General features: G+C 66.2%; 17 protein-coding genes and 1 tRNA gene. 8 read left to right on the forward strand and 10 right to left on the reverse strand.

Going from position 1 to position 20785, the window contains the following annotated elements:
- Positions 1–31: 31 nt before the first annotated feature.
- The 5 genes from YWC_RS0111465 (at position 32) to YWC_RS29120 (ending at position 6933) form a co-directional block, all read left to right on the forward strand.
- Positions 32–2344, forward strand: coding sequence for an NADP-dependent malic enzyme (locus YWC_RS0111465; protein ID WP_027865497.1), 2313 nt, complete (start codon positions 32–34; stop codon positions 2342–2344).
- Positions 2345–2628: 284 nt separating this feature from the next.
- Entirely contained in the window at positions 2629–3672 is a 1044-nt protein-coding gene (gene gmd, locus YWC_RS0111470) for a GDP-mannose 4,6-dehydratase (protein ID WP_027865498.1), read from the forward strand.
- 13 nt (positions 3673–3685) lie between these two features.
- The gene (locus YWC_RS0111475) at positions 3686–4618 is read left to right on the forward strand and encodes a GDP-mannose 4,6-dehydratase (protein ID WP_051306410.1); all 933 of its coding nucleotides are present in this window, start codon (positions 3686–3688) and stop codon (positions 4616–4618) included.
- A gap of 35 nt (positions 4619–4653) precedes the next feature.
- A complete protein-coding gene (locus tag YWC_RS0111480; RefSeq protein ID WP_051306399.1) occupies positions 4654–5754 on the forward strand; it encodes a glycosyltransferase family 4 protein in 1101 nt (366 codons plus the stop codon).
- 9 nt (positions 5755–5763) lie between these two features.
- Positions 5764–6933, forward strand: coding sequence for a glycosyltransferase family 4 protein (locus YWC_RS29120; RefSeq protein ID WP_051306400.1), 1170 nt, complete (start codon positions 5764–5766; stop codon positions 6931–6933).
- A gap of 1 nt (position 6934) precedes the next feature.
- Here YWC_RS29120 and YWC_RS0111490 read toward each other — a convergent pair whose 3' ends face one another.
- Together YWC_RS0111490 and YWC_RS0111495 are read right to left on the reverse strand one after the other, a co-directional pair.
- Complete coding sequence (locus YWC_RS0111490) at positions 6935–7927, reverse strand: HD-GYP domain-containing protein (protein WP_027865501.1); 993 nt, start codon at positions 7925–7927, stop codon at positions 6935–6937.
- A 26-nt stretch (positions 7928–7953) separates the two neighbouring features.
- Positions 7954–11271 carry an MHYT domain-containing protein gene (locus YWC_RS0111495; RefSeq protein ID WP_027865502.1) on the reverse strand — a complete coding sequence of 1106 codons (3318 nt, stop codon included), beginning with the start codon at positions 11269–11271 and terminating at the stop codon, positions 7954–7956.
- A 263-nt stretch (positions 11272–11534) separates the two neighbouring features.
- Here YWC_RS0111495 and YWC_RS0111500 point away from each other — a divergent pair, with 263 nt between their 5' ends.
- Positions 11535–12308, forward strand: coding sequence for a substrate-binding periplasmic protein (locus YWC_RS0111500; RefSeq protein ID WP_229413081.1), 774 nt, complete (start codon positions 11535–11537; stop codon positions 12306–12308).
- Between the two features lie 113 nt (positions 12309–12421).
- Here the strand turns inward: YWC_RS0111500 and YWC_RS0111505 are convergent.
- From YWC_RS0111505 to hutC, 8 genes are all read right to left on the reverse strand, one after another.
- A tRNA-Leu gene (locus YWC_RS0111505) sits at positions 12422–12506 on the reverse strand.
- A gap of 123 nt (positions 12507–12629) precedes the next feature.
- On the reverse strand, positions 12630–13097 hold the full coding sequence (locus YWC_RS0111510; protein WP_027865504.1) for a hypothetical protein: 468 nt from the start codon (positions 13095–13097) through the stop codon (positions 12630–12632).
- Positions 13098–13345: 248 nt separating this feature from the next.
- A complete protein-coding gene (locus tag YWC_RS0111515; protein WP_027865505.1) occupies positions 13346–15067 on the reverse strand; it encodes an ArnT family glycosyltransferase in 1722 nt (573 codons plus the stop codon).
- Between the two features lie 127 nt (positions 15068–15194).
- Positions 15195–15464, reverse strand: a complete 270-nt coding sequence (locus tag YWC_RS0111520; protein ID WP_027865506.1) for a type B 50S ribosomal protein L31 — start codon at positions 15462–15464, stop codon at positions 15195–15197.
- A 181-nt stretch (positions 15465–15645) separates the two neighbouring features.
- Positions 15646–16908: a transcription termination factor Rho gene (gene rho, locus YWC_RS0111525; RefSeq protein ID WP_005665081.1), complete on the reverse strand. Its 1263-nt coding sequence runs from the start codon at positions 16906–16908 to the stop codon at positions 15646–15648.
- Between the two features lie 142 nt (positions 16909–17050).
- A complete protein-coding gene (gene trxA / locus YWC_RS0111530) occupies positions 17051–17377 on the reverse strand; it encodes a thioredoxin TrxA (RefSeq protein WP_027865507.1) in 327 nt (108 codons plus the stop codon).
- 238 nt (positions 17378–17615) lie between these two features.
- Positions 17616–18035: a response regulator gene (locus tag YWC_RS0111535; RefSeq protein ID WP_027865508.1), complete on the reverse strand. Its 420-nt coding sequence runs from the start codon at positions 18033–18035 to the stop codon at positions 17616–17618.
- Positions 18036–18117: 82 nt separating this feature from the next.
- Positions 18118–18834: a histidine utilization transcriptional repressor HutC gene (hutC, locus tag YWC_RS0111540; protein ID WP_027865509.1), complete on the reverse strand. Its 717-nt coding sequence runs from the start codon at positions 18832–18834 to the stop codon at positions 18118–18120.
- A gap of 141 nt (positions 18835–18975) precedes the next feature.
- Between hutC and ada the strand changes: the two genes are divergently transcribed.
- Both ada and YWC_RS0111550 read left to right on the forward strand, forming a co-directional pair.
- A complete protein-coding gene (gene ada / locus YWC_RS0111545) occupies positions 18976–20040 on the forward strand; it encodes a bifunctional DNA-binding transcriptional regulator/O6-methylguanine-DNA methyltransferase Ada (protein WP_027865510.1) in 1065 nt (354 codons plus the stop codon).
- On the forward strand, positions 19989–20726 hold the full coding sequence (locus YWC_RS0111550) for a 2OG-Fe(II) oxygenase (protein WP_084416406.1): 738 nt from the start codon (positions 19989–19991) through the stop codon (positions 20724–20726). The genes ada and YWC_RS0111550 overlap by 52 nt, the downstream gene beginning before the upstream one ends.
- Positions 20727–20785: the final 59 nt, after the last annotated feature.

The following is a 20785-nucleotide window of genomic DNA, read 5'->3' on the forward strand; positions in this document are numbered from 1 at the left end:
TTCCCCTCTAGTTTCAGGAAGGCTGCCCGGCATGGACTCGTCATCGGACAAGAAAGAAGAATTGCGTCAACAGCTGCGCGCAGCAGCTCTCGAATATCACCAGATTCCCCGCCCCGGCAAGATCAGTGTCACCCCGACCAAGGGCCTGCTGAACCAGCGCGACCTGGCGCTGGCTTACTCGCCGGGCGTTGCCGCCCCTTGCGAGGAGATCGTCAAGGACCCGGCCAACTCGTACAAGTACACGGCGCGCGGCAACCTGGTCGCCGTGATCTCGAACGGCACCGCCGTGCTCGGCCTGGGCAACATCGGCCCGCTGGCCTCCAAGCCGGTGATGGAAGGCAAGGGCGTGCTGTTCAAGAAGTTCGCCGCGATCGACGTGTTCGACATCGAGATCAACGAGAACGACCCGGACAAGCTGGTCGACATCATCGCTTCGCTCGAACCTACTTTTGGGGGCATCAACCTGGAAGACATCAAGGCGCCGGAGTGCTTCTACATCGAGCGCAAGCTGCGCGAGCGCATGAAGATCCCGGTCTTCCACGATGACCAGCACGGCACCGCCATCATCGTCGGCGCCGCCATCCTGAACGGCCTGAAGGTGGTCGGCAAGGATATCAAGAACTGCAAGCTGGTGGTCTCGGGCGCCGGCGCGGCCGCGCTGGCCTGCCTCGACCTGATCGTCGATCTCGGCTTCCCGCTCGAGAACATTTTCGTCACCGACCTGGCCGGCGTGGTCTACAAGGGCCGCACCGAGCTGATGGACGAGGACAAGGCGCGCTTCGCCCAGGATACCCCGCACCGCTCGCTGGCCGAGGTGATCCCGGGCGCCGACATCTTCCTGGGCCTGTCGGCAGGCGGCGTGCTGAAGCAGGACATGGTCGCGCAGATGGCGCCGAACCCGCTGATCCTGGCGCTGGCCAACCCGAACCCGGAGATCCTGCCGGAAGACGTCAAGGCGGTGCGCAGCGATGCCATCATCGCCACCGGCCGTTCGGACTACCCGAACCAGGTCAACAACGTCCTGTGCTTCCCCTACATGTTCCGCGGCGCGCTGGACTGCGGCGCGACCACCATCACCCGCGAGATGGAAATCGCGGTGGTGCACGCGATCGCCGACCTGGCCCACGCCGAGCAGTCGGACATCGTGGCCTCGGCCTACGGCATCGCCAACCTGTCGTTTGGCCCGGAATACCTGATCCCGATGCCCTTCGATCCGCGCCTGCTGACCCACATCGCCCCTGCGGTGGCCAAGGCGGCGCAGGACGGCGGCGTCGCCACCCGTCCGATCGCGGACCTGGCCGCCTACGCCGAGAGCCTGCAGCAGTTCGTGTACCGCAGCGGCACCTTCATGAAGCCGCTGTTTTCGGTGGCCAAGGCCGCGCCGATGGAAGCCAAGCGCATCGTCTACGCCGAGGGCGAGGACGAGCGCGTGCTGCGCGCGGTGCAGGTGGTGGTCGACGAGAAGCTGGCGCGCCCGATCCTGGTCGGCCGCCCGGCGGTGCTGGAAAAGCGCATCGAGAAGTTCGGCCTGCGCCTCAAGCTGGGCCAGAACGTGGACGTGATCAACCCGGACTACGACGAGCGCTACCGCGACTACTGGCAGACCTACTACGAGATGGCCAAGCGCAAGGGCGTGACCGTCGACCTGGCCAAGATCGAGATGCGCCGCCGCCACACCCTGATCGGCGCCATGATGGTCCACAAGGGCGACGCGGACGGCCTGATCTGCGGCACCTACGGCACCACCCAGATGCACCTGCACTACGTCGACCAGGTGCTGGGCAAGCGGGCGGCATCGAAGGTATACGCGGCGATGAACTTCCTGATCACCCCGGACCGCCAGCTGGCCATCGTCGACACCCACGTCAACGAGAACCCGAACGCCGAGGAGCTGGCCGAGATCACCGTGATGGCGGCCGAGGAGATGGAACGCTTCGGCATGCAGCCGCGCGCGGCCCTGCTGTCGCATTCGAACTTCGGCACCTACAACAGCGAATCGGCCCGCAAGATGCGCGCGGTGCTGCCGCTGGTGCAGCAGGCCAAGCCGGGCCTGGAAATCGACGGCGAGATGCACGGTGACACCGCGATCGAAGCCAAGGTGCGCATGAAGATCATGCCGAACTCGGCGCTGACCGGCGACGCCAACCTGCTGGTGATGCCGAATATCGACGCCGCCAACATTTCCTACAACCTGGTCAAGAGCGCCGCCGGCAACGGCATCGCGATCGGCCCGGTCCTGCTGGGCTGTGCGCGTCCCGTGCATATCCTGACGCCGTCGTCGACGGTGCGCCGCATCGTCAACATGACGGCCTTGTGTGTCGTGGATGCGGTCTCGCAACGGTAAGTAAGTACCAACAAGCGGTATAACGCACGCCTGACGCGGCTCTTTGAGCTGTGTCAGGCGTTTTTGTCTCAGAATTTCACAATTTGTCTTCGCACAAATACAACGGTAACAATCCGTAAGCGGGCGCCGGGTGGCATACTTTTCAAGGCATAATGTCGAGATAAAGTGTTGCATTAATTGCAGCACTCTCTACCGTGTCAAGGTAGACAACTTCTCCTCTCTGATACAATCCCGGCTTTCCTGAGTCTGGCTGCCTGCAAGACCATCTTCAAGAACCCAAGAACATGCAAACAACGAAAAGAGCCCTGATCACTGGTATTACCGGCCAGGATGGCGCCTACTTGGCGCAGATTCTCCTGGAAAAGGGTTACCACGTGACCGGCACCTTCCGCCGCTCCAGTTCGGTTAACTTCTGGCGCATCGAAGAGCTCGGCATCGACAAGCATCCGAACCTGGCGCTGGTCGAATACGACCTGACCGACCTGTCCTCGAGCATCCGCCTGATGGAAAGCAGCCAGCCCGACGAGGTCTACAACCTGGCGGCGCAGAGTTTCGTTGGCGTGTCCTTCGAGCAGCCGGTCACCACCGCCTCGATCACGGGCCTGGGCGCGGTCAACCTGCTCGAAGCCATCCGCATCGTCAATCCGAAGATCCGCTTCTACCAGGCCTCCACCTCAGAGATGTTCGGCAAGGTGCAGTCCATTCCGCAGGTCGAAGAAACGCCTTTCTATCCACGCAGCCCCTACGGCGTGGCCAAGCTGTACGCCCACTGGATGACCGTCAACTACCGCGAGTCCTATGGCATCTACGGTTCCTCGGGCATCCTGTTCAACCACGAGTCGCCGCTGCGCGGTCGTGAATTCGTCACCCGCAAGATCACCGACTCGGTCGCCAAGATCGTCCTGAACAAGCTTGACGTGCTCGAACTGGGCAACCTCGACGCCAAGCGCGACTGGGGCTACGCCAAGGAATACGTCGAAGGCATGTGGCGCATCCTGCAGGCCGACGAACCCGATACCTTCGTGCTGGCCACTAACCGCACCGAGACCGTGCGCGACTTCGTCAGCATGGCCTTCAAGGGCGCCAATATCGACATCGAGTTTTCCGGCGAAGGCGAGAACGAAACCGGCCGCTGCGCCCGTACCGGCAAGACGCTGGTGCGCGTGTCGCCGAAGTTCTACCGCCCGGCCGAAGTCGACCTGCTCATCGGCGATCCGTCCAAGGCCAGGCGCATGCTGGGCTGGGAGCCCAGGACCACGCTGGAAGAACTGTGCCAGATGATGGTCGACGCCGACCTGCGTCGCAACGAAATCGGATTCTCGTTCTAAGATCATGGAACGCATGGCCACGGACGACATCCCGGCCTTCATCGGCGGGAGGGAAGGCGAGGGACGCCGCGCGCTCATCACGGGCCTGCGCGGCTTCACCGGCTATTACATGGCGCAGGAGCTCACTGCGGCCGGCTACCGTGTCTACGGCACCGTCATGCCGGGCGAAGAGCTCGGACCGGACATCGTCGCGGTCGACCTGTGCGATCGCGAAGCCGTGGCGCGGATGGTCGACGAGGTGCAGCCCGACGTGGTCGCGCACCTGGCCGGCATCGCCTTCGTGGCCCATTCGGATGCCGAACTGATCTACCGCGTCAACGTGGTCGGCACGCGCAACCTGCTCGAAGCGCTGGCCGCCGGCAAGCACCGCCCCACCAGCGTGCTGCTGGCCTCCTCGGCCAACATCTACGGCAATGCCAGCGTGCCCGTCATCGACGAGAACGTGAGCCCAAGCCCGGCCAACGATTACGCCGTCAGCAAGCTGGCCATGGAATTCATGGCGCGCCTGTGGATGGACAAGCTGCCGATCACCATCGCGCGCCCGTTCAACTATACCGGCGTGGGCCAGACCGAGAACTTCCTGCTGCCGAAGATCGTGTCCCATTTCCGCCGCAACGAGAAGCGCATCGAGCTGGGCAACCTGGCGATCGCGCGCGACTTCTCCGACGTGCGCATGGTGGCGCGCGCCTACCGCCGCCTGCTGGCCGTGGCGCCTGCCGGCGAAGCCTTCAACGTCTGCTCCGGCAGTTCGCACTCGCTGGCCAACCTGATCGACATGATGAGCGAGATCGCCGGCTACCACATCGACGTGCACGTCAACCCGGCATTCGTGCGCGCCAACGACGTGCTCACGCTGTCGGGCAGCAACAGCAAGCTCACCGCCGTCATCGGCCAACTCGACCCGACGCCGCTGTCCGAGACGCTGCGCTGGATGTACCTGGCGTGAGGGCCGGCGGTCTCACCGTCGGGCTCGGAACGACCATGATCGAACCGGGCCTGACCGGCGGCCGCCTCGACGGCATCGGCGTCTATACCAGCGCACTGATGCGGCACTTGCCGCGCACCGGTTGTAGCGTCGTCCCGTATTCCTGGCCGCGGGTCCGTTCGAAGGGGCAGGGCATCAGCATCGGCCAGCCCATGCCCCAGTCCTTCGAAACCGCTTCCCTGGTCGACCTCGCCACGCCTGGCGCGCACCGCGTCCACATGCCGGCCGACCTGTTCCACGTCACCGATTACCGCATCGTGCGCATGGACTGCCCGGTGGTGGCGACCCTGCACGACGCATTGCCGATCAAGTACCCCGAGTGGTGCAACCCGCGCCTGCGAAGCCTCAAGAACTGGCTGCAGCGCAAGGCCGCCGCCAAGGCCGACCACGTCATCGCGCTGTCGCATTTTGCGATCGACGAACTGGTCGAATGCTTCGGCGTGAACCCGAACCGCGTCTCGGTCGTCTACTGCGGCGTGGACGAGGAATGGCTCGAGGCGCCCGACGCGGAGGCGATGGCAGCCACGCTTGCACACTACAAACTGCGCCCTGGCTATTTCCTCACTGTCGGCACACTGCAACCGCGCAAGAACGTCGGCCGCCTGCTCGATGCCTGGCTGACGTTGCCGAAGGCCCTGCGCGACGAGCGCGCGCTGGTGGTGGTCGGCGCGCGCGGCTGGCGCTGCGAAGCGCTGGTCGCCCAGCTCCAGGCGGCGCAGGCCAATGGCGAGAACGTGGTCTGGCTCGACAAGCTCACCGACGCCCAGCAGCTGCGCCACCTGTATGCCGGCGCCGGCGTGTTCGCCTTTCCTTCGCTGTACGAGGGCTTCGGCATCCCGGTGGTCGAGGCCTTTGCCTCGCGCGTCCCGGTGGTGGCGTCGAACGCCAGCTCGCTGCCCGAAGTGACGCAGGGCGCCGCGCTCGAGGTCGATCCGCTCGATACGGGCCTGCTGGCCGACGCTTTGCAGACCCTGGCTACGGATGCCCGCGAGCGCGCGCGCTGCATCGCCGCCGGCCGCACGCGGGCCGAACAACTGACCTGGCACGCTACCGCACGGCAGACTGCCGAGGTGTACCGTGCGCTACTTTCGCAGTAAGCTTCCAACATGCGTGTCCTTCATTTCTACAAGACGTACTATCCGGACTCCCTTGGCGGCATCGAACAGGTGATCCGCCAGCTGTGCGTCGGCACGACGCGCCTGGGCGTCAACAATACCGTGCTGTCGCTGTCGCGCCAGAAAGACCTGGCGCCCTATACGCTCGATGGGCACACCGTGCACCGCGTGCCGCAAAACTTCGAGATCGCCTCGAACGCCTGCTCGCTGCAGGCCATCGGCGCGCTGTCGCGCATGGCACGCGAGGCCGACGTGGTGCACTACCACTTCCCGTGGCCTTTCATGGACCTGGCGCATTTCATGGCGCGCGTGGACAAGCCGACCGTGGTCAGCTACCACGCCGACATCGTGCGCCAGAAGCACTTGCTGCGCCTGTACCAGCCGCTCAAGTACCGCTTCTTCGACAGTGTCGATACGGTGGTTGCGGCCTCGCCCAACTACCTGGCCTCCTCGAGCGTGCTGCAGCGCTACCGCGACAAGACCCGCATCATCACCTACGGCCTGGACAAGTCCACCTATCCGCACGTCGAGCCGTGCCGCCTGGCGCACTGGCGCGCCAAGGTCGGCCCGAAGTTCTTCCTGTTCGTCGGCGTGCTGCGCTACTACAAGGGCCTGCATGTCCTGCTGGAGGCGGCGCGCGGCCTGGATTACCCGATCGTGATCGTCGGCACCGGACCGGAAGAGCAGGCATTGCGCGAGCAGGCGGCGCGTCTCGGCCTGAAGCACGTGATCTTCACCGGCGGCGTCGACGACGCCGACAAGGCGGCGCTCCTGAGCCTGTGCCATGCGATGGCTTTCCCCTCGCACCTGCGGGCGGAATCCTTCGGTATCTCGCTGCTGGAAGCGGCGATGTACGGCAAACCGATGATCTCCTGCGAGATCGGCAGCGGCACCACCTACATCAACCAGCATGGCGAGACCGGGCTGGTGGTGCCGCCCTCCGACGCCGCAGCGCTGCGCGGCGCGCTGCAGGCGCTGTGGAACGACACCGAGATGGCGCGCCGCATGGGCGTGCGCGCGGAACAGCGCTACCACGAGCTGTTCACCTCGGAGCAGATGGCGGCCAACTACACCGACCTGTACAAGGAGCTGGTGGCGCGCAAGGCCACCGCGAATGCGCGCGGGAGCGTGGGGCTGGCGGGCGTGCCGCCGACGCGATAGTTTAAGCCTCAGCCCAGCGCTGCTGCACCGCCCGCACCGCCGGCATCTGTTCGATGAACAGGTCGACCAGCGCCGGATCGAAATGGCGCCCTTTCTGCTCGCGCAGGAAGGTCAGCGCTTCATCCTCTGTCCAGGCCTTCTTGTATGGCCGCTTCGAGGTCAGCGCGTCGAACACGTCGGCGATCGCCACGATGCGACCGACCAGCGGGATGTCCTCGCCGCGCAGGCCGTTCGGGTAGCCGCTGCCGTCGTACTTCTCGTGGTGGGTCAGCGCGATCTGCGAGGCCAGCGCCAGCATGCCGCCGCCATGCTCGCCGATGATCTCGGCGCCGATCGTCACGTGGCTCTGCATCACCTTCCATTCGTCCGGATCGAGCGGCCCGGGTTTCTGCAGGATGCGGTCCGGGATGCCGATCTTGCCCACGTCGTGCATCGGCGCGGCGTGCAGCAGGTCGTCCGCTTCCACTTCGCTCATGCCCGCCGCGATGCCGAGAATGCGCGAGAAGTGGCTCATGCGGATCACGTGCAGGCCGGTCTCGTTGTCCTTGTATTCGGCGGCCAGGCCGAGACGCTGGACGATTTCCAGGCGCGTCGCGCGCAGCTCCTCCATGCGCACCAGCGACAGGTGGGTGCGCACGCGAGCGCGCACGATCGGCGGACTCACCGGCTTGGTGATGTAGTCGACCGCGCCGGCTTCGAAGCCTTCCAGCTCGTCGGCGGTGTCGGTGAGCGCGGTCACGAAGATCACGGGAATCGCCGCGGTATCCGGGTTCGCCTTGAGCGAGGCGCACACTTCGTAGCCGGACATCCCCGGCATCATCACGTCCAGCAGCACCAGGTCGGGGGCTTCCTGGCGCGCCAGCTCGAGCGCGCGCGCGCCGTCCTTGGCGAACAGCAGGCGGTAGTGGTCCTGCAGGATCTGGCGCAGCAGCTGCAGGTTGCTGGCTTCGTCGTCGACCGCGAGGATCAGCGGCCGGTTGTTCGGTTGGGTCATGCTCGTCAATCCTGAAAAACTATTCCTTATTCGCCCAGCGTGGCCATCACGGCCTCCAGCTGTTCCAGGGCGGAGTCGAACTCGAAGTCGCCGATCGCGCCCTGGATCTGGGCCACGCGCGGCGCCACCGGATGGCCGGCCAGCGCCGCCACCAGGCCGGACAGGGCGGCATCGTCGAGGGCGCCGCGGCGCAGCGCCTGCAGCAGCACGCCGCCGGCGCGGCGCGCGCGCGCCAGGTCATAGGGCGCCGCTTCGGGTGCCACGGTCGGCTGCGGGCTGCCGGCGCGGATCGCGGCCAGCGCGTCGCCCAAGGCGGCGCTGGCGGTTTCCAGCGCCTGGGCGGCCTCGCGCTCGTCGGTCGGGACGGTGTTGGTGGCCTGCTCGAGCCTGGACAGCGCGTCGGACAGCTGTTCCAGACCGACGTTGGCGGCCACGCCGCGCACCTTGTGCGCCAGCATGCGCAGCTGCTGGTGCGAGCCGCCCGCCGCGTGCATCTTCAGCGTGGTGGCCAGGTCGGCGTACTGGCGGCCGAAGTGATCGAGCGCCTCGGCATACACGTCGGCCTTGTCGGCCCAGCGGTGCAGGCCGACGCGGCGGTTCAGCACCTCGCGCGCCGCGGCAGGCAGCGCAAGCGCGTCCTTGTCCGCCTGCTGCTGGTCGAGGCCCAGCACGCGCGCGATCTCGTGCGACAGCGTGAACCAGTCGACCGGCTTGGTGGCGAAGCCGTCCATGCCGACTTCGACGCTGGCGCGGCGGTGCTCGGCCAGCACGCTGGCGGTCATCGCGATCACCGGCGTACGGCGCTTGCCGGTGGCCGCCTCGTGGGCACGGATCGCGCGGGTGGCGGAGAGGCCGTCGAGGGTCGGCATCTGGAAGTCCATCAGCACCAGGTCGAAGTCGCCTTCCCTGGCCTGCTCCAGCACCGCGGCGCCATCCGCCACGGCGGTGAGCGTGTGGCCGCGGCGCGCCATCAGGAGCTGCAGCAGCTCCAGGTTCTGCGGCACGTCGTCGGCGGCCAGCACGCGCAGCGGCGGCAGCACCGCGGCGCTGCGCACGCGCGGCGCCTGCTGCGCGAAGCGTGCCAGCACCAGCGGCAGATGCACGTGGAAGCTGGTGCCCTTGCCGAGTTCGCTCTCGGCCCAGATCTTCCCGCCCATCAGCTCGACCAGCTGCTTGCTGATGGTGGTGCCCAGGCCGGTGCCGCCGAAGCGGCGCGTCATCGAGGCGTCGGCCTGGGTGAAGGGATCGAAGATCGCCTGCAGGCGTTCCGGCGCGATGCCGATGCCGGTGTCGCTGACGATGATGCACAGCTGGTCGCCCTCGGCACGCACGCGCAGGGTCACGCTGCCTTTCTCGGTGAACTTGATCGCGTTGTCGAGCAGGTTGGTGAGCACCTGGCGCACCCGCAGCTCGTCGCCGCGCAGGCCGGTCGGCAGCGCCGGATCGTAGTGGATGTCGAGGTGCAGGCCCTTGGCGCGCGCATTCGCGGCCAGCGTGGACGACAGCTCGTCGATCAGGGACAGCAGGTTGTAGTCGTTCTGCTCCAGCTCCACCGCGCCCTTTTCCAGCTTGGCGGTGTCGAGGATCTCGTTGAGCAGGCGCAGCAGCGCGCGGCCGGCGCTGCGGATGGTGTCGAGGTGGCGCCGCTGTTCCTTGTTCAGCTCACCGTCGAGCAGGACGTCGGTGAAGCCGAGGATCGAATTCATCGGCGTGCGGATCTCGTGGCTCATGTTGGCGACAAAGGTGGCGCGCGCGGCGGCGGCCTGCTCGGCCTTGTCCTTGGCGTCGCGCAGCGCGTCTTCCATCTGGCGGCGCTCGGTGATGTCGAGGATGACCCCGTCGAGCCAGGTGACCGTGCCTTCGTCGTCGCGCACGCCGCTGCCGTTTTCCCACAGCCAGCGCACGCTGCCGTCCTTGTGCAGCAGGCGGTATTCGACCAGGTAGGGGCGGTCTTCGCGCAGCGCGGCTTCCAGTTCTTCGTTCACGCGCACGCGGTCGGTCGCGTGGATCAGGGTGCCGAACAGGCGGCGCGGATGGTCGCCCAGGAAGTCGGCGGCCGGGTAGCCGGTGACGCGTTCGACCGCGTCGCTGATGAAGACCATCGGCCATTGGCCTTCCAGCGTGCAGCGGAAGGAAATGCCGGGGATGTTGGCGATCAGGGAACGGAACTGCGCTTCGCTGGCATGCAGCGCCTGCATGATCGCGCGGCGCTCGCTGATGTCGGTGATGAAGCAGACGAACAGGTCCTGCTTGTCCAGGCGCGCATGGCCGATGGCGCGGCGGATCGGCACCAGGCTGCCATCCTTGCGCTTGCCCATGATTTCGCTGCTGCCCGACATCGCCGGGGTAAATCCTTCGGTGATCAGGCCCAGCAGGCCGTCGTGCGAGGGCGCGTCGTCATCGGCGATCAGGAGGCTGGCGCTGCGGCCGACGATCTCCTCGCGCCGCCAGCCGAAGATGCGCTCGGCCGAGGCGTTGAATTCGGTGATGGTGCCGTTGCGCGCGATCGTGATCACGCCGTCCACCGTGGTGGTGAGCAGGGCGCGCATCCAGGCTTCGCTGCGGCGCAGCTCGAGGAACATCATGCGGTAGCGCAGCAGGCCGTTGGCCGCGACCACCAGGCCGGTAAAGACCATGGTGATGAGCGAGATGGCGAGCGCCAGGAAGTCGCTGTTCGAGGAGCCCATGCCGGCCGGGTCGGCCTGGCCGACGAAGCGCGCGGCGGCCATGCCGGTGTAGTGCATGCCGGCGATGGCGCAGCCCATCACGATGGCGGCCAGCAGCAGGCGGCGCGATTCGCTCAGCGAGCGGAAGCGCTTCAGGCCGAAGCGCACGCCCAGCGCCAGCGTGGCGAGCACCACCGCCACCACGATCGACAGGGCGAACATGGCCGGGTCATAGCGCAGCTGCAGGCGCATCTGCATGCCGGCCATGCCGGAATAATGCATGGCGCCGATGCCGGCGCCGACCAGCACGCCACCGACCAGCAGGCCGACCGGGCCGAGACGCTGGCGCGAAATCAGCGACAAGGCCACCGCCGAGGCGCCGATGCTGGGCAGCGCCGACAGGATGGTGGTCATCGGGTCATAGGTGATCGGCGTGCACAGGTTAAATGCCAGCATGCCGATGAAGTGCATGGCCCAGACGCCGGCGCCGAGGGCCAGGCTGCCGCTGCCGAGCACGAGCGCGCGGTGGCTGCGGCTGGCGGCCGCCTGGCCGGCGATCTGCAAGCCCATCCAGGACGAGAAAATGGCGATCAGGACCGACAGCAGGACAAAGCGCAGTTCATAGACGCCAAAGGTGAGCAGCGACGGATCGTCCGGAACTGAAAATAATTGCAGCATGGGGGCGGCTTTTGCGGTGATTGGGCAGTGAAAAGCGCCCGGGAAAGGTCTCAGCAGTATCTCATTTTCGCGTGGGAAAGTCTCGTTGAAGGTAGGCATCATGCGGGTTTGACCCGTATTTCTGTAGCGCAGGCGCCACCCCCACGGCTACTGTACCGACATGCATTGCGGAAAAATTCCCTGTAGTGCTACTCTGCATTGATAAATCAATACAAGTGCGTGTGGATAGCGCAATGCGCAGGCGATCCAGCCAGGGAAGAACCTTGCTTACTCGAATTCTCGCGATAGCACTCGCTGTTGCCGGCGCCGCCGCCAGCGCCGCCAATGCCGCCGTCGGGACGGCGCCTGCGGCCCGGCCGCGGCTCTACATCACGACCGAGACCTCGGCGCCGTCGAGCATGCTGGAGGGCACGCGCGTGACCGGCATCGCCACTGACAAGGTGCGCGAAGCCATGCAGCGCGCCGGCGTCGACTACAGCATCGAACTGCTGCCCTGGAAGCGCGCCTACCTGGCTGCGCAGCAACGCCCGGATGCCTGCGTGTACTCGACTTCGCGTACGCCGGAGAGGGAAAACCTGTTCAAATGGGTGGGGCCGACCGCGGTGGCCGAATGGGTGATGCTGGCGCGCGCCGACAGCAAGCTGACGCTGCGTAGCCTCGAGGATGCGCGCGGCCTGCGCATCGGCACCTACAACGGCGACGCCCGCGATGCCTACCTGCGGGCGCGGGGCTTCCGTGTCGACGCCGCGAATGAAGACCTGGCCAACGCCGGCAAGCTGCTGCTCGACCGCATCGACCTGTGGGCCGCCAGCCTGCGCACCGGCAGCACCATCCTGACCCGCTACGGCTATGACAAGAAAATCGTGCCGCTCTTGGTGTTCAACCGGATCGAACTCTACCTGGCTTGCAATCCCGGGGTGCCGGATGCGGTCGTGGAGCGGCTGAACGCGGCCTTCGAGGCCATGGGGCGGGATGGTACGGCGCGGCGTATCGAGCGCAGCTATGAGAACTGGGGTGGGCCGATCAAACAGCCGTAATGCGCGCCCGCATGGCCTGGCCGGTGGCAGAGGATTGTGAGGTGTAAATTATTCCGACGGAAATGTCGGGGAAAAACGAGGGGCAGGTCAATGTCACTGCCATGCTGGTGGGGTGGTGCCTCCGGCCGGAATCGAACCGGCACGCCTTTCGGCGCTTGATTTTGAGTCAAGTGCGTCTACCAATTCCGCCACAGAGGCCCAATAGCAGGCGCGCATCTTAGCACATCGATTGCACGGATGACCAGCACCGGCGAAAGTATTGCGGCGAGGACGCCTGTTACGGGCCGGTAGCGGCCTGTAGCGACGCCGCTGCCCACACAATCAGCAGGAAATGCGCTGCTGCAGCAGCCTCAGGCTGCCTACCGGGCCCACCACCTGCAGCGTGTGCGGCTGCACCGCCACTTCGATCGAGCCCTCGCGGCCGCGCAGCCAGGGCAGCGGGCGGAAGTAGCTGATGCGGTCGGCATCGGACCTGGTGCGCCGGTAGCCCAGCGAGACCAGCGCTTCGTCGAGCGTGCTGATCATGTGGTGGGCATCGAAGCGGGTGCGCATCTCGAAGCTTCCCGGGCCCATCATGGCCACCGGCATCAGTCCACCGACCAGCGCCGGCAGCACGATGAAGGGCAGCGGGGTTTCCGGGTCGATGAGGTGCAGCACCAGCATCAGCAGCGGCAGGCCGACTGCCATGGTGAGGACCCACGGGAACAGCTGCCGCCAGGTAGCGGGGCAACGCAGGAAGAACGGCCGCTCGCGAATACGAACAATTTCCGAAAAGGTAACGCTTTTCATGGTATCTCCTCGCAGCGCTGCTCGATCGGTTGCGCCCGTATGGCAACAAAAAACGACCTGTTTCATTGTGCCGGTCTAGCTTACGGGGCAGTTGACTCCGCTCAAGCGCGCTATCTTGCATACATAGGTTCTCACATCAGGCTGGTGTGCTGCGCACCGGTGAAAGAGATGCAGGAATCGTGCCAGAACGAAAAAGGCCGCCGGCTGGAATGCCGGCGGCCTGCAAGGAAACAGTCAGGAGGGAGGAATCAGCGGCTGCGCTGGAGCAGCCGGAAGCGTTCGTCGCGGTCGGAGGCGCGCCGGCCTTCCCACAGCACGGTGCTGCCGCGCACGCCGTAGCGGCGCGCCAGCTTGTCGTCGTCGCGGTTCTTGATGCTGTCCTGGAGCAGGACATAGTTGCAGCGCCCGCCCGCCAGCGTGGTGAAGGGCAGCCGGCCGAAATAGGCCAGCGACGCGCGCTGGGCCGGATTCACATTGGTTTCGATGCAGTCCGCGTCATGCGGCAGGGTCGCCGCGATCTGCTGGGCCACGCCGGCGTAGCTCTTGCTGTAGTTGAGGTCCGGCAGGAACAGGGTCATCAGGAGCACCCACAGCAGGATCAGGCCGCCCGATGACAGCACCACCGCACGCCACAGCACCGAGGGCTGGCGCGACAGGCGCCAGTGGACCAGCATGATCCAGCCGACGCTGGTCGCGGCGGCCACCAGGAAGGCGATGATGCCGACTTCCGGCTTGAAGCCCGGCACCAGCTTGAGCGCGTTCTTGGCCAGCTGGGCCGGCCAGCCGGTGAGCTTGGCGATCCAGAACAGCCACACCAGCGCGCCCAGCATGGTCAGCACCATCACCGAGAACCAGTCGATCGCATTGATCGCGCCGCGCTTCATGGTCGGCAGGCCGAAGGCTGCCATCAGCGCCAGCGGCGCCAGCATCTTGAGGAAGTCGCTGTTTTCCGGCTCCGGGTCGCACAGCAGCAGCAGCGCGAGGGCGACGAAGAACATCACCGGCATCACGATGTGCAGCAGGTGCTGCTGGCGGCGCCAGGCCCAGATCGCCCACAGGGCGAACGGCCAGGCCGGCCAGAAGAACCAGACGCCGATGCGGAAGAAGCCCTTCAGCGAGGCCAGGCTGGGCAGCGCGAACTGGCCGGCATTCCAGTCCAGCCATTCGCCGACCGGCGACAGGCCGTAGGGCTGGACCAGCGCGGCCGGCACGATCCAGGCCAGGGTGATAAGAAATCCGACACCTGCCGCGATGGCCAGGTGGCGCAGGCTGTCGCGGGTCGCCAGCTTCAGGTAGCGGGTGCAGGCGTACAGCGCCAGCACCAGCACCGCCGGCACCACGATGCCGCGCGTGAGGGCCAGGGCGCCCAGCGACAGGCCGACCAGCACGGCATTGCGGGTCGAGGAGGTCTCGACGTAGCGCACCGCGCGGTACAGGAAATAGGCGAGCAGGGCGCCCTGCAGGGTGGCGGCCAGGGTCAGGTGGCTCTGCACGAGCAGGCCCAGGCAGCCGAGGTAGATCAGCACCGCGGTGTCGCCCAGCGTGCGGCCGTAGTCGTCGGGCTCGGGCTGGCCGCCGAAGGCCAGGCGTAGCGGCTGCGCTTCGGCGCGGCGGCCCAGGTGGAAGGCGGTGTACCAGAGCGACATGGCGCCGGTGACGAAGATGCCGATGGTGGAGACGCGCGCGGCCAGCACGTCGCCCAGGATCCAGCCGAACAGCTTGATGCACAGCGCGCCGAGCCAGAAGGCCAGCGGGCCTTCCTGGGCGGCTGCCAGGCCGGCGATGTTCGGGTACAGCCAGTCGTCGATGCCGCCGTGCGCCATCGTCCACATGATGCCGAAGGGGCCGGCGTCTTCCTTCCACGGGTGGCGGCCGATCAGGCCCGGCAGGATGTACAGCATGCCCAGCGCGAGCAGGGCCCAGCGGGGCAGTGCCAGTGTGGCGGCAGCGGGAAGGCGGACGGGTTTCATCGTTCAGTGCAGCGGGAAAGAATAGTCGCGTAGTATAGCCGCGAAAAAAAAGAAGCCGGGGATACCGGCTTCTTTTCTGGCAACTTCGGGCCCTGCGGACCCGATGCTTGCGTGGTGCCCGGACAAATTAGCCGTTGGCGACCGCGGTCTTCGAACCGACCGAACCGAACTTCTGGCGGAACTTCTCGACGCGGCCAGCGGTGTCGACGATCTTGTGCTTGCCGGTGTAGAACGGGTGCGATTCAGCCGAGACTTCGATCTTGACCAGCGGGTATTCTTTACCTTCGTGGGTAGCGGTTTCGCGGGTGTTGATGGTCGAACGGGTGATGAACTTGAAGTCGCAGGACACGTCGTGGAACAGGACTTCGCGGTAATTCGGGTGGGTATCGGTCTTCATGGATTGCTTTCTCTATAGTTGGTAGCCAAACGGCACTTCGTCGGTCGTCCTGCTTCTTGACCCGATTGCCGATCACTTGCCAGGGGTGGACTGAACCGGCGATTATAAGCCGCCTCGGCGCTCCCGGCAAGAAAAAGGGCGGCCCGCAGGCCGCCCGATTCGCGCGATGCAAGGTCGGTGATTAACCGCCGCGGCGCATCATGTCAAAGAATTCGACATTGTTCTTCGTCGCGCGCATCTTGTCGAGAATGAACTCCATCGCCTCGATCTCGTCCATCGAGTACAGCAGCTTGCGCAGGATCCAGATTTTTTGCAGCTGGTCCGGCTTGATCAAGAGTTCCTCGCGGCGGGTGCCCGACTTGTTCAGGTTGATCGCCGGATAGACGCGCTTCTCGGCCAGGCGGCGCTCGAGGTGCACTTCCATGTTGCCGGTGCCCTTGAATTCTTCATAGATGACGTCGTCCATGCGCGAGCCGGTCTCGATCAGGGCGGTGGCGACGATGGTCAGCGAGCCGCCTTCCTCGACGTTACGCGCCGCGCCGAAGAAGCGCTTCGGACGCTGCAGGGCGTTGGCGTCGACACCACCGGTCAGCACCTTGCCCGAGGCCGGGATCACGGTGTTGTAGGCGCGCGCCAGGCGGGTGATCGAGTCGAGCAGGATCACGACGTCCTTCTTCATCTCGACCAGGCGCTTGGCCTTTTCCAGCACCATCTCGGCGACCTGCACGTGGCGGGTGGCCGGTTCGTCGAAGGTCGAGGCGACCACTTCGCCACGCACCGAACGCTGCATCTCGGTCACTTCTTCCGGACGCTCGTCGATCAGGAGGACGATCAGGGTCACGTCAGGGTGGTTGGCGGTGATCGCGTGGGCGATGTGCTGCAGCATGACCGACTTGCCCGATTTCGGCGAAGCGACCAGCAGGCCGCGCTGGCCCTTGCCGATCGGCGAGATCAGGTCGACGATACGGCCGGTGATGTTCTCGGCGCCGTTCATGTCGCGCTCGAGGCGCAGCGGCTCGTTCGGGTGCAGCGGGGTCAGGTTTTCGAACAGGATGCGGTGCTTCGAGGCTTCCGGCGATTCGCCGTTGACCTTGTCCACCTTCACCAGCGCGAAGTAGCGCTCGCCGTCCTTCGGCGTACGCACTTCGCCTTCGATCGAGTCACCCGTATGCAAGTTGAACCGGCGGATCTGCGACGGCGAGATGTAGATGTCGTCGGTCGAGGCCATGTAGCTGGCGTCCGGCGAGCGCAGGAAGCCGAAGCCGTCCGGCAGGACTTCGAGGGCGCCGTCGCCGAAGATCTGTTCGCCCTGCTTGGCGCGTTTCTTCAGGATCGCGAACATCAGTTCCTGTTTGCGCAGGCGGGCTGCGTTGTCGATGTCGAGGCCGATTGCCATCTCCAGCAGCGCGGAGACGTGCATTGCCTTCAGTTCAGATAAATGCATGTTTGTGTGGGTGTCCCGTGACGGGAAAGTAAAGGTAGGGGAGGGAACTACGTGGGTTTATTAAGTTGGAAGCACCGGAGCCGGTTTGCTTCCCGACAATGACGGCAGCGCGGGCGCGCTGCCGCCGCTCATGGTAGCAGTATCAGATATTGCTGTCGATGAACTGAACCAGCTGGCCCTTGGCCATGGCGCCGACTTTTTGCGCAGCCGCTTCCCCGTTCTTGAACAGGATCAGGGTTGGGATGCCGCGGATGCCGAACTGGGCCGGTACGGCCTGGTTGGCGTCGACGTCGACCTTGGCCACCACCAGCTTGCCAGCGTACTGCTGGGCGACTTCTTCCAGGATCGGTGCAATCATCTTGCACGGGCCGCACCACTCGGCCCAGAAGTCGACCAGGACCGGTTGCTCGGACTTGAGCACTTCGGCATCGAAGTTTGCATCGGTGATGTGTTTAATGTTTTCGCTCATATGTTCCTCAAAAGAGGTAAGGATCAAGTTACGCCTGGCGGCCTGTGCCGATCCGGCGTGGTCCCGCCGGCCTGCGCGTACTGCTCATCGCGCTTCTCATCAAATAATTAGCTGCTACACAATGGTGGAGGCACTGTGTGCAAAATTCAATATGGAAAAACGGCAGGGGGTGTCAGGCGGGGATGTGCCGAATAATACCCCATTTTTTCAAAAAGTGTGGACCGGTTTGTACAAAATCTCAACATTGCACCGCAAGGCGCAGCTGCTCGATCGCCAGCGGCTTGCGGAAGGCGCCCGCCACCCGCAGCCCGAGGGCGCGCGCCAGCTCGGTGGCGGCGTCGCGCACACCGTCTTCCAGCGCCGACACCAGGATCACCCGGCCGCTGAATCCCTGGCCGGCCGCGGCCTGCAGGAACTCGATGCCGTCCATTTCCGGCATCGCCAGGTCGCAGATCAGGAAATCCGGCGCATGGCGCGGCAGGGCCGCCAGCGCGCGCCGCGCGTCCCACTCGGCATGGACGTCGAAGCGGCCGCTGCCGCCAGTCTCGTCGACCATGTCGAGCATCTCGCGCAGCACGTCGAGCATGAAGCGGTCGTCGTCGAGCAGCAGCACGCGGCGTGGTGCGGCATGCGGTGCGGGCGAAGAGGGCGGCTTCATGCGGGGAAGATGGGCGGCATTCGGAAGGGAGCCATTATGGCGAATTTTTCCAGTTCCGTGCAGATATTGAACAGCTTCGGCCTCAAACGCTGCCGGTAAACCGCGCCAAGTGGCCAGGATGCCACATCGTGGCCACCGAGGCGACCCGTCCGCCCGAGGTGGTACGGCGGTGCAGCAACAGGCAGGGCTGGCCTGCGCCGATCGCCAGCATCGGCGCCACCTCGCCCGGCGCCGGCTGGGCTTCGATGGTGTAGCTGGCGCCCTGCAGCGGCGCGGCCGCCATCAGGTGCTCGTTCGGGGTGATGGCGCTGAAGTCCTGGTCCAGGTAGCGCGGCGCGCATTCCGGGTTGACCCAGCGGTCTTCGACCTGGATCGGCACGTCGTTCTCGAAGTGGACGATGATCGAATGGTAGAGCGTGGCGCCAGGTGCCAGTTCGAACTCGGCCGCCAGCTCGTCGGTGGCGATCTCGGCGCGCAGCAGGCGCAGGTGGCTGCGGTGGGCGCGGCCGCGCGCGCGGATCTCGTCGGCAATATTGCGGATCTCGACCAGGGTGGCCTGGTACTTCTGCGGCGCGACATAGGTGCCGGAACCCTGGCGCCGGGTCAGCACCTGCTCGGCGGTGAGCTCGCGCACCGCCCGGTTGACGGTCATGCGCGAGACGCCGAACTGGCGCACCAGCGCCTGCTCGGAGGGCACCAGGTCGCCTTCCTTCCAGCGGCCGGAGGCGATCTCGCCGACCAGGTAATCCTTGATGCGCTGGAAAATGGGGGTGCTGTCTTGCGTGATCGGTTCTTCCAAACTACTCTCCGGGAAGGTTTGAAGCGGCATGCAGCCGCCGACACCAAATTCTAGCATCGCAATTCGAAAGCAATACCCGGAGTGCCCCGCGGCCGCCAGGCGGCTAGGCTGACCCCATACTTATCGAACCGGGACTTCACCATGACCGCCATGACCAGCATCTTTGATACCGACGAGGCGCGCTGGGCCGCCGTGCAGCGCCGCGACCGCGACGCCGACGGCCAGTTCACCTATTCCGTGCGCAGCACCGGCGTGTACTGCCGGCCCTCCTGCCCCTCGCGCGGCGCGCTGCGCGCCAACGTGGCCTTCCACGCCAGCCCGCTTGAGGCCGAGGCCGCGGGCTTCCGGGCCTGCCTGCGCTGCCGGCCGGACCAGCCGCCGCTGGCGCAGCGCCAGGCGGCCGCGGTGGCGCAGGCCTGCCGCCTGATCGACGAAGCGCAAGACGCCCCCGACCTCGACAGCCTGGCGCAGGCGGTGGGCATGAGCCGCTTCCACTTCCACCGCGTCTTCAAGGCGCATACCGGCGTCACGCCGAAAGCCTATGCCAGCGCGCGGCGCGGCGCACGCCTGCAGCAGGGCCTGGGGGCGGCGCCCAGCGTGACCGAGGCCCTGTACGAAGCCGGCTTCGGCTCGAGCGGGCGCTTCTACGACGCCAGTACCGGGCTGCTGGGCATGACGCCAGGCCGCTACCGCGCGGGCGGGCAGGGCGAGACCATCCGCTTCGCCGTCGCGCAATGCTCGCTCGGCGCCATCCTGGTGGCCAGTACGGAGCGCGGCATCTGCGCGATCCTGATCGGCGACGAGCCGGAACCGCTGGTGCGCGACCTGCAGGAACGTTTTCCGCAGGCCGAACTCAGAGGGGCGGAAGCCGAGTTCGAACGCACGGTGGCCCAGGTGATCGGCTTCGTGGAGGCGCCGCGCCTCGGCCTCGACCTGCCGCTCGACGTGCGCGGCACCGCCTTCCAGCGCCGCGTATGGGAAGCGCTGCGCGCGATTCCTGCCGGCTCCACCGTCAGCTACAGCGAACTGGCCGAACGCCTGGGCATGCCGACGGCGGCACGCGCGATCGCGGGGGCCTGCGCGGCCAACCCGGTGGCGGTGGCGATTCCCTGCCACCGCGTGGTGCGGCTAGATGGCGCCCTGTCCGGCTACCGCTGGGGGATCGAGCGCAAGCGCACGCTGCTCGACCGCGAGGCGGGCCAGTGAAGGAGATCGATTGGGAGCGCGTGGCCGGAGAGCTGGACGCCTTCGGCTGCGCCGTGATTCCCGGGCTGCTGGCGCCGCGGGACTGCGAGGCCGCTGCCGCCTTGTACGAGCGGCCGGCGCTGTTTCGCAGCCGCGTCGTGATGCAGCAGCACGGCTTCGGGCGCGGCGAGTACCAGTATTTCGCGTATCCGCTGCCGGCGCCGCTCGACGCCTTGCGCAGCACGCTGTATCCGCCGCTGGCCGGCATCGCCAACCGCTGGCATGCGCAGCTGGGCGTCGAGGCGCGCTTCCCGCCCGCGCATGCGGACTTCCTGGCGCGCTGCCACGCGGCCGGCCAGGGCAAACCCACGCCGCTGCTGCTGCGCTACCGCGAAGGCGACTACAACTGCCTGCACCAGGACCTGTACGGAGAACTGGTGTTCCCGCTGCAGGTGGCGGTGCTGCTGTCGCGGCCTGGCGTCGACTTCGAGGGCGGCGAGTTCGTACTGACGGAGCAGCGCCCACGCATGCAGTCGCGCGCCGAGGTGGTGCCCCTCGGCCAGGGCGATGCGGTCGTGTTTGCCGTGAACCAGCGCCCGGTGCAGGGCACGCGCGGGGTGTACCGGGTGGCGATGCGCCACGGCGTCAGCCGGCTGCGGCGCGGCCTGCGGCACACCCTGGGGATCATCTTTCACGATGCAGGCTAGAGCGGCTATGCCCGTGCCTTGATTTTCTATACACTCTCCGTGCTGCGCCCACGAGGCGC

Origin of the sequence: Massilia alkalitolerans DSM 17462, assembly GCF_000427785.1 — a bacterium.
In the GTDB taxonomy this organism is placed as follows: Bacteria; Pseudomonadota; Gammaproteobacteria; order Burkholderiales; family Burkholderiaceae_D; genus Telluria; species Telluria alkalitolerans.

Excerpts from the sequence above, each read along its gene's own strand:
- YWC_RS0111465 (WP_027865497.1), top strand. The coding sequence starts at position 32 with ATGGACTCGTCATCGGACAAGAAAGAAGAATTGCGTCAACAGCTGCGC.
- gmd (WP_027865498.1), top strand. The coding sequence starts at position 2,629 with ATGCAAACAACGAAAAGAGCCCTGATCACTGGTATTACCGGCCAGGAT.
- YWC_RS0111475 (WP_051306410.1), top strand. The coding sequence starts at position 3,686 with ATGGCCACGGACGACATCCCGGCCTTCATCGGCGGGAGGGAAGGCGAG.
- YWC_RS0111480 (WP_051306399.1), top strand. The coding sequence starts at position 4,654 with ATGATCGAACCGGGCCTGACCGGCGGCCGCCTCGACGGCATCGGCGTC.
- YWC_RS29120 (WP_051306400.1), top strand. The coding sequence starts at position 5,764 with ATGCGTGTCCTTCATTTCTACAAGACGTACTATCCGGACTCCCTTGGC.
- YWC_RS0111490 (WP_027865501.1), bottom strand. The coding sequence starts at position 7,927 with ATGACCCAACCGAACAACCGGCCGCTGATCCTCGCGGTCGACGACGAA.
- YWC_RS0111495 (WP_027865502.1), bottom strand. The coding sequence starts at position 11,271 with ATGCTGCAATTATTTTCAGTTCCGGACGATCCGTCGCTGCTCACCTTT.
- YWC_RS0111510 (WP_027865504.1), bottom strand. The coding sequence starts at position 13,097 with ATGAAAAGCGTTACCTTTTCGGAAATTGTTCGTATTCGCGAGCGGCCG.
- YWC_RS0111515 (WP_027865505.1), bottom strand. The coding sequence starts at position 15,067 with ATGAAACCCGTCCGCCTTCCCGCTGCCGCCACACTGGCACTGCCCCGC.
- YWC_RS0111520 (WP_027865506.1), bottom strand. The coding sequence starts at position 15,464 with ATGAAGACCGATACCCACCCGAATTACCGCGAAGTCCTGTTCCACGAC.
- rho (WP_005665081.1), bottom strand. The coding sequence starts at position 16,908 with ATGCATTTATCTGAACTGAAGGCAATGCACGTCTCCGCGCTGCTGGAG.
- trxA (WP_027865507.1), bottom strand. The coding sequence starts at position 17,377 with ATGAGCGAAAACATTAAACACATCACCGATGCAAACTTCGATGCCGAA.
- YWC_RS0111535 (WP_027865508.1), bottom strand. The coding sequence starts at position 18,035 with ATGAAGCCGCCCTCTTCGCCCGCACCGCATGCCGCACCACGCCGCGTG.
- ada (WP_027865510.1), top strand. The coding sequence starts at position 18,976 with ATGACCGCCATGACCAGCATCTTTGATACCGACGAGGCGCGCTGGGCC.